Below are 12,680 nucleotides of genomic sequence, written 5' to 3'. Positions count from 1 at the left end.
AATAATCAGGGTTGTTAGCTCAGTTGGCTAGAGCATCTCGTTTACACCGAGAGGGTCGGGGGTTCGAATCCCTCACAACCCACCATATTTGTTTTTTAATTTTATGGGGTATTAGCTCATTTGGTAGAGCGCTTCGCTGGCAGCGAAGAGGTGGCCGGTTCAAATCCGGCATACTCCACCATGGTTATGCGCGCGTGCTGGAATTGGTAGACAGGCTAGCTTGAGGTGCTAGTGTCAGCAATGACGTGGAGGTTCAAGTCCTCTCGCGCGCACCAGACATTTTTATGAGTTTATTGCCCCCAGAAAACTGGGGCGATTTTTTTATTTATGCAAATAAGCTTGAAATTATACTATGGGGTGTTTTTGACTTGTCCGAACTTGACGGTCCAGGACGAGACATCGGATAACCTAGATGTAGGATCGACCATTTGGAGATTGTCATTGATCGAACGAGAATCGGTAGTTTTTAGATAATAAAAGTTCGGTTGATAGAGCGCGATGGCTGGTGCGTCGGCTATCCATCGTTTCGCAAAATCGATATAGCGAGCGTCGCGCTTGGTTTGATCCATCTGGGAACGCGCATTGGTCATAGCAAGGTCGCTAATGGTAGATTTGTAATCGGCAAGATTCAATCCATAGGCGTTCGCCTGCGACGATCCCCAATAGGCATAGACATCTGGATCGGCGCCCAGATGTATCTGGTAGACCAAAACATCGTAACTACGCGTCACAAAGAAATTCTGCTGCGCACTGCTCGGATCGGCCGATGTCAGATTAACCTCGATACCTAGTTTCCGCCATGCGTCGGCTATGCTCTTGGCGGCTGGTTCATAATCAGCACCTTTGATCGTGACAATTTCGAGCGACATCACCGTGCCATCTTTTTCGCGTTTCTTATCTGCATTTAATTTCCATCCGGCCGCATCCAGTTTTTCCGCGGCAGCTTTGATGTCATAGCCTGGCTGCTTCAAGGCATCGAGCCCCTTGACCGATTGGCTAATCATCGGAGTTTCCAGGGCGTTAGGTGTAGCCAGTTTTTCCGTAGTATCGTCGTCCGATAAGACTACGAGTTTACGTAACGCATCGCGATCAATCGCTAGTCTCAGGGCCTCGCGTACCGTTTGATCACCAGTGATAGGTCGACTGTTATTAAACAAAGCAAACACACCGTCAGCCAATGGACTCTGGACGAGCTGATTGTTTTTGGTCGCTAGCGACTTTGCCGCCGACGAAATGCTGAGACCAGCGACCGCATTGACCTCTTTGGTCTCGAAGCCCTCTAATAATTTGTCTGAATTTTCAAAGGTTTGGATATTCAAAACTGCTAAACGCGGTTTTCCTCGAAAATAATTCTCGTTGGCACTAAAATGAATCACTCTGTATCCGTTGGCTAATGCCTCGCTAGAACTGTATGTAAACGGCCCGGTACCGACGATCTTATCGATATCCTCTACCGAAAAACTGCGCACTGTGGCTGGGGCGACTTCTTTCATGATATGGTTTGGCAACACCCCAAAGGTCAACGCAAACGGAAATGATGCTAGTGGACTCTTTAGCGTAAAGGCGACAGTCTGATCGTTAACCTTTTTGGCCTCGACGCTCTTCCAGCTACTATTTAACACCGAATCAACAATGGCATTCTTCATCAAGTTGACGGTGGCTAGGACATCATCAGCCCCAAAAGCCGTGCCGTCCGACCAGCGAACATTGGGACGTAGTTTAACGGTATAAACTTTGCCGTCATCCGAAATCGAGTATGAGCTAGCTAGTTCCGGACGTAAATTGCCGAGTTGATCATACTCGAACAGCCCAGAATAAACTAGTTTGGAAACGGCTTTTTCCCGGTCGGTCGCTGCATAGAGAGGACTAATGGTGTCGATTTTGCCCACCACACCCTCGGCATAGGTGCCGCCACCAATTGGCGCTGATGTCGAGTTGTTGCGACTATACACCGCGATCTGTATAAAGGCAAAGATGATCAGGCAAGCCATCACGATCAACCAACCAGCAATTTGCTCGCGGACTACACGCAAATTATCCCAGCGGCTGATAATAAATTTATCCGCATGGCGCAGGAGCTTCTTTTCACTACGATCTAGGTTACGACGCGTTGGTTTCCATTTGGATAGACGTTTTTTGAGAGACAGCTTTTTCTTGACAACAGCAGTGTCATCGCTATCAGTTTGAGGTACGTCGTCTTTTTTGGACACGGTTAGCCTACTATCAAACCAACTACGATACTCAGCACAAAGACGACTGATGTAACGATAGTTGTTTCATATAGATTCTTTTCAAAACCGCGTCTGGTGGTAAACAACTCGCCACTCGAGCCGAAACCTGCACCTAGCGTAGCACCGCGAGATTGTAATAATACTAGTATCACCGTTAGCGCCGCGCTAACGATCGTTATAGCTGAAAGGGTTGAATCCAGTTCCACTAGGCCTCCTTGTTGGTAAACTCGTTAATTTCACTCACCAAATAGTTTACCAAACTCAGGACGATTCCGCTAATTATCGCTGCACCGAATCCCATGTGCAAGTTCGGAGCTATCGCGATTGTCACCCACACCATGAATCCGTTGACGATCAACATAAATAGCCCTAGGGTAACGATTACAAACGGCAGCGACAAGATGGTAATAATCGGCCGCAAAATAGAGTTGACAAACGAAAAGATTAGTCCAGCGAACAAAAAGGTAGCAATCGAAACCCCTACTGATTGATTAACTTCCTCGCCAAATAAGCGTATCGATATCCAGAGCCCCAGCGAACAGAGGGCCCACCTGATAAAAAACAATCCGTACCTTCTCATTACAACAATTTTACCATAATCAATTGCTTTTTGGTAATAATCTATAGCTCACTTGATAAATGGCTGGCTAAATTATCATATCCAGACTCTGTTACCAAGACATTATCTTCTAGTCGAACACCGATATTTTCCTCTGGTATATAGATGCCCGGTTCTACGGCCAATACCATGCCAGATAGGAAAACCTCTGGCTGTCCCAGTGGGTCATGTGCTTCGATGCCGAGACCATGCGAAATAGCGTGCGGAAAATAGCGCCTAAAATCATCTTCGTTATGATAGAGGTCTAACGATTTCAGGGCTTCGCCCATAATTTCGTCTGAGCTCTCGAGATATTCCCGCACCGATGCACCCGGTTTGATTAAATCAATAATCCTATCTTTTGCCTGTTTAACGGCCAAATGTACCGCACGTTGACGTTTGGTCGGTTCGCCGAAAGCATACGTCCTCGTAATGTCGGCGCTATATCCGCCGTAACGAGCGCCGACATCCATCAATACTAGCTCTCCTTGTTTTAGCCCTGCTCGATTTGAAACATAGTGCATCGTTATGGCGTTAGCGCCACCGGCGATCACAGGATCATAGGCATGGACTGCCCCAGCTCGTTCGAACTCGAAACTAAATCTAGCTTGTGCCTGATATTCGAATGCATAGTTTGGCAATTCATTTTTTACCGTTTCAAATGCCGCACGAGTCAGGTTAATAGCACGTCGCATCATCATGATTTCCGATTTTTGTTTGATAGCCCGCATTTTATGAAGCATCGGTCGCGCGTCCTGCACCTTTTTGAAAAGCTTTCTCAATTTACTAGCCAGCACTGCTTGCGCTGGATTCAAGCAAAATTCGTGGTCGATTTGATTTTTCGGTAAAACCGTATAAATCTGGCTGTGTTTCTCGGCTAAATCAGCTAAATACTTGACTCCTTCATCATGAGATATTATTTTATCGACACCACTGATAGCTTGCGCCATCTCCATTGAAATATGTTCATTAAAGATTTGCGAGACCATTGATATGTCTGGTGCTATCAAGATAGATTGATCCCCATCGATCATTAATTGCCAATCGGCTTCTTCGATACCGCATAGATACCAGAAATTTGCCTCTTGCTCGAAACGCCACGATTCGTCACTGCATCGCTGCATTTCGGTATAGGCCGTAAAAATTGCTGGTGCTCCCTGTAATTGTTCACCTAGTCGTTCCCGATTGTTTTTGAAAAAATTTGATTCCATGACTCTAATTATATCAAAATCTCCTCGGGTCCTGTCGCTCGGTCCGCCCCAAAAATTTTTTACCGAAGCACAGGTAAAAACACTTCTGGGTGCTGCCCCGCCTCACGCCACCCGAGGTGTGGATTTTGAGCATCAAAATAGCGCACGTTTGACCAACCGAGCTTTGGCGGCGCCGATGAGTGTGGCGATTTCTGTCTCATCCGCAGCTTTCACGCCAGCAACCGAACCAAATTTGCGCAGTAATTTTTTACGGGTCGCGGGACCGATGCCCGGGATTTCCTCGATTGCATTTTTGGTTTGACCTTTGCCTCGCACTGTTTGATGATAACTGATGGCGAATCGATGAGCTTCGTCGTCAAGTCGCGCCACCAATTTCGCGATGTGATCGTCACTGGCGAGCGGTTTTGTCTCGTACGAATCGCCACGCGGGATTACCAAGGTTACGCTCGCATTACGCGTGTGATCACCGCTCTTGTTACGGCCAATAAACGGAATGTTTGCCCCGCCGAGTGGATCTTTGACCGCTCCGAGTTGCCCAGCGCCACCATCAAGGACGATCAAGTCTGGCCTTCCCCACCCTTTCAAGTGTTTGAGGCGACGCTCGATGGTTTCGCGCATATGAGCCACGTCGTCGTTACCCGGGCTACGCAGTTTGAACTTGCGATATTCGCGTTTGTCAGCTAGCCCATTGGTCGCCACCACCATCGAAGCCACGTTGTCATGACCGCTGATATGACTGACATCGTAGGCTTCGATGCGACGCGGAACTTTTTCGAGACCCAGCAGCTCCGCGAGTCCGAGCAGCGCCTTGTCTTTGCTGATATCGAGGAATTCCTCGCGACTAAACACAATTTGGCGTTGCAATTCAGCCAAATGATAAAGTTGATTACGTAATCGCGCCGCTCGTTCAAAATCGAGTTGCTCAGCCGCGGTTTTCATGGCTTTTTCCATATCTTTTTGCACGGCTTTGCGATTGCCTTTGATATAACTAATCAACTGACGCAGGGTTTTTTTGTATTCGGTTGGTGTCATCACACCAACCTCGATGCCAGGCGACAGACCTAATTGAAAATCCAAACCAGATTTAATTGGAATGGTGGGTTTCGTATAGTGAGGAAAAACTTTTCGCAATAATCGCAACGCATTTTTGATCGATGAGCCGTTATAAAACGGACCATAATAATCGGCGCCATCATCAACCGGCTGACGCGTGAAACTGACAAACGGTATTTCGTCCTGCATATTGATGCGCACAAACGTCTGCGATTTGTCGTCACGCAGCAAAATATTATAGCGTGGCATATAGCGTTTAACCATTTCTGATTCTAAAAATAGCGCATCGATTTCGCTCTCGGTTTCGATCCACTCGGTATCGGCGATTTCGTTGACGAGCGCCAGCGTCTTGGCTTCCATATCCTTTTTACTCTGGAAATATTGTCTGACCCGGTTTTTTAATACCGCCGCTTTGCCAACATAAATAATCTCGCCATCGCCAGATTTATGAAAATAGACACCAGCACTGAGTGGTAAGGTTTTGAGCTTGTCTCGTAATTGCTGATTCATACTAGCCTAATAAATTATGTTTTATTCTCGCGTTTTCGTTCGAGTTCGGCTAGACGTTTTGTCACCATTTTCTTTGAGACTAACCTCGCAAACGGCTCGCAGTGTTTCAATATACATACCGCAACCTTCCAGCGAAAAGTTGGCACGATGTGAGACTTACCTCTAGACGAGGCGGACAAAGCACTTTTCACCACGGTTTTTGCTGATACCCATAGCCAACGAGGAACATCGGGGCGATCGACTCCGGCGCTCCTATGGAAATTCGTTTTCACCCAGCTCGGACAAACCACAGTTGCAGCCACGCCGGTGCCACGTAGCTCCAAAGCTAGGCTCTCGGTATAGACCACCACCCAACGTTTCAAAGCCGAATAATTGCCAGCAAATAACCAAGCAGATGTCGAGGCAACATTGATGATTCGACCCTCTCCTCGCGCTATCATCGTGCGAGCGGCCGCGCCGGATAATTTCAAGATCGCTTCGGCCATCACCGCAAAAGCCGCCATTTGCCGAGAAGTATCTTCAGTTAATAGCGAATCATGGACAGCAAATCCAGCGTCATTGACGAGCATCTCAACCGGACGATTCTCATCACAAATCCTAGCGATGAGGCGTTCAACGTCCTTGGCGTTAGCGAGATCAACACTAATGGTTTCAACCTCTACCTGATATTCTTGACGTAGTTGCCTGGCCGCGACCGCTAGTTTATCTTCGTCACGCGAGGCTAAAATTACATTGTAGTGATCAGCCGCTAGTTGACGCGAAAACTCCAGGCCAATTCCCGATGATCCGCCCGTGACAAGTGCCCAGCTATTAACCTTATTCATGTTTACATTCTACCACAGAGTAGGTATACTAGACTACAGAGGAAAAATATGGTGAATAAAAAGAACACGATCGCCCGACGAACGCTGCATTATTACTGGCAGGAAACCAAGCGCCAATGGCGCTATCTTTTACCGATTCTCATCATTATGCCAGCAGCGGTTTTTTTGAATACCTACGCGACGGCGTGGATCATGTCAGATGTCATCAATCGACTGACCGAAAATCCGCCGGCGGCCGATCAAGTGTTCGCTGTATTTGGTCCGCACTTGTTACTCTATGCCGGAGCAATGGTGCTCGGCGAGCTGGTTTGTTGGCGACTCGTGCTGTTTCTGTGTTGGAAAGGTGAAGTTTTCGCTATGTTTAATTTGCGCAAACAATGTTTCGATCATCTGTCGGAACAATCGATGCATTTTCATAATAATAAATTCGGCGGTAGTTTAGTCACCCAGGTCAAACGCTTTGACGGTGCTTTTGAGCGCCTGGCTGATACCACGATCTGGCAAATCATTCCTTTTGTTTCATCATTAACCTTTGCACTATTGATACTAGGATTCAAATTGCCATTATTTGCCCTCGTTCTCGGCGGACTATCAGCGGTCTTTATGACAGTAGCCTGGGTCAGTTTCAAAAAGATCCGAGTCTTGAACGAGCGCGAAGCGGCAGCTGGCAGCAAATTAACCGGGCAATTAGCCGATTCGATCACCAACATTTCAACTGTCAAAAGCTTTGCGCAAGAAAAGCACGAAAATATGCTGCTCGCTAGGCGTAGCCAGTCACTACAAACTGCTTCACTCGATTTGATGCGATCGATCTTGCTCCGCGATTTCGGTTTTGGAACTATCCTGGTTATCCTAGCTGTCGCCATGTTTGTGTTTTTGATCGGTGGTAACGCCTGGCTCGGTGTACCGATTGGTACTCTCTTCCTGGCCGTTAGTTACACGTCAAATATCTGGGGGCAACTATGGCAATTCAATCGGATTTTGCGCGACGTGAATCGTGCCTTTGGCGATGCGCATGAAATGACTGAGATTCTCGACGAGGCCGTCATCGTCAAAGATAAATCTAATGCGCATAACCTATCAGTCAAAGATGGTACTGTCGAGTTCCGCAACGTGACCTTTTGGCATCGTGACGCCAAAGAATCAGACAAGACATTCGAAAATCTAAACCTCACTATCCCGAGTAGTCAACGTGTCGGTCTAGTCGGTCATTCTGGGTCGGGCAAGACCACCTTGACCAGATTATTGCTCCGATTCGCCGACGTCCAACGCGGTGAGATTCTGATTGATGATCAGAATATTTCCGATATAACGCAGTCTAGTTTACGCCGTTCGATTGCTTACGTTCCGCAGGAGCCGATGCTGTTTCACCGTTCGATTCGCGAGAATATTGCCTATGGGCAACCAAACGCCACCGAAGACGAGATCCGTGAAGCCGCCGCCAAAGCTAACGCATTAGAGTTTATTGAGTCTTTGCCCGAAGGCTTTGATACGCTAACCGGCGAGCGCGGCGTGAAACTGTCGGGTGGCCAACGTCAACGCATCGCCATCGCCCGCGCTATTTTAAAAGACGCACCGATTCTCGTGCTCGACGAAGCAACCTCGGCGCTCGATACCGAGAGCGAACGGTTGATCCAGGAGGCTTTGAAACACCTCATGGCTGATCGCACGACTATCGTTATCGCTCACAGATTATCAACGGTGGCTGGACTCGATCGCATCATCGTACTAGAAAACGGCGAGATCGTCGAAGACGATACTCACGCTAATTTGATCAAACGTGACGGCAAATACGCTCGGCTTTGGAATAGACAAACTAATCTGTTAGAAGAATAAAAAACCGGCCTCATCAATAGGCCGGTTTCGTTATTGTCGCAAAACTATTTAGTTTCTTCGGCGGTCTCAGCTTGGTCACTCGGAACGTTCTCGGCGGCATTGTCGCCTTCGGCGCGCTCTTCGTCAGCAGCAGCATCAGCGGCAGCGTTCTTGGCCTCGAGGGCGGCTGGCTCGTAGACGCTAGCTACCACGATATCGAGATCGTCCTCAGTCAGCTCAACGCCGCTCGGTAATTCGATATTTGCGAGTGTCAACTTGTCACCATGCTCGGCTAATCCAGCTGCATTGACTGCTAATTTTTCTGGCAGGTCAGCAGTTTTAGCACGAACTTCAACGTCTTCGATTGTCGGTAGGATAATCAGTCCAGCTCTCGATGCTACAGACTCGTCAGCGCCAACCAATACCAAAGGAACCTCGGTTGTCACCACTTCGTCAGCTCGCACCGCCTGGAAACTGACGTGCGTAATGTCGCTACGAGCTGGTATGTAATCGACTGATTTGATGAGCGCCATAGTCTTTTTAGCACCAATCTTTAGTTCTACCGGTGTATGTCGACCAGCGCGCGCCACGACACCACGAGCCTCTTGCTGTGATAGTTGGATATTAGTCGCATCAAATTTATTGCCGTATACCACACCTGGCACGAGGCCTTCACGACGCAATTTGGCGGCCTGTTTGCCAGTCGCCTCACGTTTTTCTACATTCAAAGTAATCTTGTCTCCCATGTCTCTCCTTCTTGTTCGCGACCTATTTTAACAGTTACGGCACAGTTTCGCAAATCTAGAATCTTTCTGCTATAATGGGTACTATGCTACCCGGAATTAGTTTGAGTGAATTTTTGCACCAAATCGGACCAGCGGTCTATTTTTTGTTACCACTAATAATATTTGCTGAGACTGGTTTGATGATTGGTTTCTTTTTACCGGGCGATTCACTACTATTTACAGCTGGCGCTCTAGCAGGTCTAGGCGTTATCGATGTCAATATATTTTTGCTAGTTGCCTTATTGTTTGTAGCTGCCGTCGCTGGTAACTCGACTGGCTATCTCATTGGCAAAAAGGCTGGTCGTCGGTTATTTAGAAAACCAGATAGCAAAGTATTTAAAAAGGAATATCTCGAGCAAGCCGAGCGATTCTATGAAAAGCATGGTGGAACAGCTGTCATTCTGGCACAGTTTATCCCGATCATTCGCACGTTCAACCCAATTGTGACGGGCATATCAAAAATGCACTATATAAAATTTATTACTTTTAACATGATCGGCGCATTCCTATGGACAGTCGGTATCACACTGCTCGGATTTTTCTCATTCAAGGCGTTTGGTCAGATGATTGATCCAGAAAAGATTGATATGTACTTGCTGCCGATCATTGTGCTCATCGTGCTAATTTCGATTGCACCAGCAATTATTCACGTGTTACGCGATCCGAAAAAACGTGCTGCTGTTTCTAGCAAAATCAAATCCCTATTCACGCCCAAAGACACGTCTAGCGAAAAATAAGACTTTTTATAAAACGGTCTTCAAATAGCGGCCCGTGTGTGATTTTGGCTCCCTAGCAATTTCCTCGGGCGTGCCACTCGCAATGACATAGCCGCCATTCAATCCGCCGTCAGGACCGAGGTCAATAACATGATCGGCAGATTTGATCACATCCAAATTATGTTCGATGATAATCATACTATTGCCAGTGCTAACTAGTTTCTGCAAAACGCCAAGCAAACGATTGACGTCGTCCGAATGGAGACCAGTTGTTGGCTCATCCAAAATATAAAGTGTTTTGCCAGTAGCACGTCGCGATAATTCAGTTGCCAGCTTGATACGCTGCGCTTCGCCGCCCGAAAAAGTCGTCGCGGGTTGACCTAGTTTGATATAACCCAAACCAACCTCAACTAGTGTGTCCATTTTGCGAGCAATCGCTGGCACATTTTTAAAGAATTCAGCTGCTTCGCTAACTGTCATTTCCAGTACATCGCTGACACTCTGGCCTTTATATTTAATCTCGAGCGCCTCACGATTGTAACGTTTGCCATGACATTCCTCGCATGGCACATAAACATCTGGTAAAAAGTGCATTTCAATTTTGATCACGCCGTCGCCCTGGCAGTTTTCGCAGCGACCACCACGCACGTTGAAACTAAATCGACCAGCTTTGTAGCCACGAATATTTGCCTCCGGTGTCGCCGCGAAGAGCTCACGAATTGGCGTAAATACCCCTGTATAGGTCGCTGGATTTGAACGTGGCGTCCGACCAATTGGCGACTGATCAATCACGATAACTTTATCGAGATGATTGATGCCTTCGATAGTTTTGTGCGCACCAGCCACCTCGTGAGCACGGTGCAATCGAGCCGATAGTTCCTTTGCTAAAATGTCGTTAACTAGCGTCGATTTACCAGAGCCGCTAACGCCGCTCACTACATTTAAAATGCCGAGTGGAAATACGACATCAATATTCTTGAGGTTATGTTCACGCGCGCCTTTGACGATAAGCTGGCGTTTCGGATCGAGAGGACGACGTTTTTTCGGTACGGCAATCTTTTTCTCACCAGACAAATACTGCCCGGTGATGCTGTCAGAATTTTTTGCTACTTCGTCTGGTTTGCCGATAGCCACAATTTGACCGCCATGTTCACCGGCACCTGGGCCAACATCGATCAAATAATCACTCTCGCGAATCGTATCTTCGTCGTGTTCAACAACTAAAACCGTATTCCCCAAATCACGCAAATGTTTCAATGTTGCAATCAAACGATCGTTGTCGCGTTGATGCAAACCGATCGATGGCTCATCTAGGACATACAGCACGCCTTGCAAGCCCGAACCAATTTGCGTGGCGAGACGGATACGCTGCGCTTCACCGCCGGATAAGGTATTAGCAGCACGTCCCAGCTCTAGATAATCGAGTCCGACGTCGCTCATAAACCCAAGTCGCGCGATGATTTCCTTGAAAATCTGTTTAGCAATAACTTGTTCCTGATCAGTTAATTCTATCTTGTTACGAAATAGATCGAGGGCGTCATCAACGCCTAGGTTACAAATATCGACAATGCTGAGACCTTTGAATGTCACCGCCTGGACCACTGGTTTCAACCTAGCACCATGACACGTCATACACTCGCGCTCGCGCATAAAACGCTCAATATCACGGCGCATAAAATCACTATCGGTTTCTTTCCAGCGACGCTCCAGGTTTGGAATAACACCCTCATATGTCGTATCAAAATAGCGTCCGTTGCCTAGTTGAACGGTATATTTTTGCGAACCTGTGCCATACAAAATCTGCTGTGTCACATCTTCGGATAAGTCGCGAACTGGTGTACGCAGGTCAAAACCTTGCTTTTCGGCGACGGCTTCGAGCTTTTTCATCCACCAGGCATCACTGTTAACGCGGTTAAACGGGCGAATTGCCCCCTCGGCAATCGTTAAATTGTCGTTGAGTACTAAATCAGGATCAACCTCAAGACGCGAGCCGAGCCCTGTACAGGTCGGGCAAGCACCAAATGGAGCATTAAAACTAAATAGTCGTGGTTCTAACTCTGGAATTGGTTCCTCTGGATGGTCAACACAGGCATAGCGCTCGGAAAAAACATGGACTTCGTCATTATCGACGTCAAAGATTTCAACTGTGCCGCCACCGATTTCTAATGCCTGCTCGGCGCTCTGTGTAATACGACTGACGGCATCTGCTGCAATCACCAAACGATCGACGATCAGCTCGATGTCGTGCTTGTATTGCTTGTCCAGCTCTGGCCACTCGTCGAGAGAATAGACCACTCCATCAACGCGCGCTCTCGCAAAGCCTTTGGTCCGATATTGTTCCGGTATATGGGCAAATTCACCTTTTTTTTGCTTGGCTAGGGGCGCTCCGATATAGACTCGTTTGCCATCAAGTCGCATAATTTCATCAATGATAGCCTGGGCGGTGCGGCGATGGACTTCTTTGCCACACACTGGACAGTGCGGAATGCCAACTCGTGCAAATAATAGACGCAAATAATCATAAATTTCCGTCACTGTGGCTACGGTGGAACGTGGGTTACGACTAGCAGATTTTTGATCAATCGAGATAGCTGGACTGAGACCATCGATTTGATCAACGTCAGGCTTTTCCATTAGTCCCAAAAATTGCCGTGCATAAGAGCTGAGTGATTCAACATAGCGGCGCTGGCCCTCGGCATAAATCGTATCAAATGCTAGTGAAGACTTGCCCGATCCCGATAAACCAGTAATGACTACTAATTTATCACGTGGAATTTCAACGCTGATATCTTTTAGATTATGTTCGCGGGCACCAGTTACCCTAATCACATTGTCGCTCATAGCCGAGCTATTATACGCTGTTTAGGCCAAAAAGTCCAGCTATGTTATCCGCCGTGCATCACTAGCCATCAGTGTTGACTCGGTTGCCCTCGTTGA

10 protein-coding genes and 3 tRNA genes are annotated in these 12,680 nt (G+C 47.5%); 5 read left to right on the top strand and 8 right to left on the bottom strand.

Features of this window, described 5'->3' with window-relative positions; translation table 11 throughout:
• Nucleotides 1-8 precede the first annotated feature (8 nt).
• From IPL44_02305 to IPL44_02295, 3 genes are all read left to right on the top strand, one after another.
• Nucleotides 9-85: transfer RNA gene (locus tag IPL44_02305), tRNA-Val, on the top strand.
• A 20-nt stretch (nucleotides 86-105) separates the two neighbouring features.
• Nucleotides 106-181 (top strand) — tRNA-Ala (locus IPL44_02300).
• A gap of 7 nt (nucleotides 182-188) precedes the next feature.
• Nucleotides 189-275: transfer RNA gene (locus tag IPL44_02295), tRNA-Leu, on the top strand.
• A 75-nt stretch (nucleotides 276-350) separates the two neighbouring features.
• Here IPL44_02295 and IPL44_02290 read toward each other — a convergent pair.
• The 6 genes from IPL44_02290 to IPL44_02265 all read right to left on the bottom strand — a co-directional run bounded on the left by IPL44_02290 (nucleotide 351) and on the right by IPL44_02265 (nucleotide 6,427).
• The gene (locus tag IPL44_02290) at nucleotides 351-2,210 is read right to left on the bottom strand and encodes a peptide ABC transporter substrate-binding protein (protein ID QQS17126.1); all 1,860 of its coding nucleotides are present in this window, start codon (nucleotides 2,208-2,210) and stop codon (nucleotides 351-353) included.
• 2 nt (nucleotides 2,211-2,212) lie between these two features.
• Nucleotides 2,213-2,431: a preprotein translocase subunit SecG gene (gene secG / locus IPL44_02285; protein QQS17808.1), complete on the bottom strand. Its 219-nt coding sequence runs from the start codon at nucleotides 2,429-2,431 to the stop codon at nucleotides 2,213-2,215.
• Between the two features lie 5 nt (nucleotides 2,432-2,436).
• Nucleotides 2,437-2,811, bottom strand: a complete 375-nt coding sequence (locus tag IPL44_02280; protein ID QQS17125.1) for a phage holin family protein — start codon at nucleotides 2,809-2,811, stop codon at nucleotides 2,437-2,439.
• A 41-nt stretch (nucleotides 2,812-2,852) separates the two neighbouring features.
• The gene (locus tag IPL44_02275; protein QQS17124.1) at nucleotides 2,853-4,040 is read right to left on the bottom strand and encodes an aminopeptidase P N-terminal domain-containing protein; all 1,188 of its coding nucleotides are present in this window, start codon (nucleotides 4,038-4,040) and stop codon (nucleotides 2,853-2,855) included.
• Nucleotides 4,041-4,172: 132 nt separating this feature from the next.
• Nucleotides 4,173-5,603 carry an excinuclease ABC subunit UvrC gene (locus IPL44_02270; GenBank protein QQS17123.1) on the bottom strand — a complete coding sequence of 477 codons (1,431 nt, stop codon included), beginning with the start codon at nucleotides 5,601-5,603 and terminating at the stop codon, nucleotides 4,173-4,175.
• A 14-nt stretch (nucleotides 5,604-5,617) separates the two neighbouring features.
• Nucleotides 5,618-6,427, bottom strand: a complete 810-nt coding sequence (locus IPL44_02265) for an SDR family NAD(P)-dependent oxidoreductase (GenBank protein ID QQS17122.1) — start codon at nucleotides 6,425-6,427, stop codon at nucleotides 5,618-5,620.
• A 48-nt stretch (nucleotides 6,428-6,475) separates the two neighbouring features.
• On the opposite strand from IPL44_02265, the gene IPL44_02260 reads away from it, so the two are divergent.
• Complete coding sequence (locus tag IPL44_02260; GenBank protein QQS17121.1) at nucleotides 6,476-8,263, top strand: ABC transporter ATP-binding protein; 1,788 nt, start codon at nucleotides 6,476-6,478, stop codon at nucleotides 8,261-8,263.
• Nucleotides 8,264-8,307: 44 nt separating this feature from the next.
• Here IPL44_02260 and IPL44_02255 read toward each other — a convergent pair whose 3' ends face one another.
• Nucleotides 8,308-8,988 (bottom strand): 50S ribosomal protein L25, encoded by a 681-nt coding sequence (locus tag IPL44_02255; GenBank protein QQS17120.1) that lies wholly within the window; start codon nucleotides 8,986-8,988, stop codon nucleotides 8,308-8,310.
• A gap of 83 nt (nucleotides 8,989-9,071) precedes the next feature.
• On the opposite strand from IPL44_02255, the gene IPL44_02250 reads away from it, so the two are divergent.
• On the top strand, nucleotides 9,072-9,764 hold the full coding sequence (locus IPL44_02250; protein QQS17807.1) for a VTT domain-containing protein: 693 nt from the start codon (nucleotides 9,072-9,074) through the stop codon (nucleotides 9,762-9,764).
• Nucleotides 9,765-9,770: 6 nt separating this feature from the next.
• On the opposite strand, the gene uvrA is transcribed toward IPL44_02250, so the two are convergent.
• A complete protein-coding gene (gene uvrA, locus IPL44_02245) occupies nucleotides 9,771-12,584 on the bottom strand; it encodes an excinuclease ABC subunit UvrA (protein ID QQS17119.1) in 2,814 nt (937 codons plus the stop codon).
• Nucleotides 12,585-12,680 lie beyond the last annotated feature (96 nt).

The sequence above is a fragment of the Candidatus Saccharibacteria bacterium genome, assembly GCA_016699895.1.
Lineage (GTDB): Bacteria > Patescibacteriota > Saccharimonadia > Saccharimonadales > Saccharimonadaceae.
Note: the sequence above shows the minus strand (reverse complement) of the source record. Positions and strands in the feature narration are given on the sequence as shown.

Coding starts and splice junctions, on each gene's coding strand:
- IPL44_02270 (QQS17123.1), bottom strand. CDS start 5,603: ATGAATCAGCAATTACGAGACAAGCTCAAAACCTTACCACTCAGTGCT.
- IPL44_02250 (QQS17807.1), top strand. CDS start 9,072: ATGCTACCCGGAATTAGTTTGAGTGAATTTTTGCACCAAATCGGACCA.
- IPL44_02255 (QQS17120.1), bottom strand. CDS start 8,988: ATGGGAGACAAGATTACTTTGAATGTAGAAAAACGTGAGGCGACTGGC.
- IPL44_02280 (QQS17125.1), bottom strand. CDS start 2,811: ATGAGAAGGTACGGATTGTTTTTTATCAGGTGGGCCCTCTGTTCGCTG.
- uvrA (QQS17119.1), bottom strand. CDS start 12,584: ATGAGCGACAATGTGATTAGGGTAACTGGTGCCCGCGAACATAATCTA.
- IPL44_02275 (QQS17124.1), bottom strand. CDS start 4,040: ATGGAATCAAATTTTTTCAAAAACAATCGGGAACGACTAGGTGAACAA.
- IPL44_02265 (QQS17122.1), bottom strand. CDS start 6,427: ATGAATAAGGTTAATAGCTGGGCACTTGTCACGGGCGGATCATCGGGA.
- IPL44_02260 (QQS17121.1), top strand. CDS start 6,476: ATGGTGAATAAAAAGAACACGATCGCCCGACGAACGCTGCATTATTAC.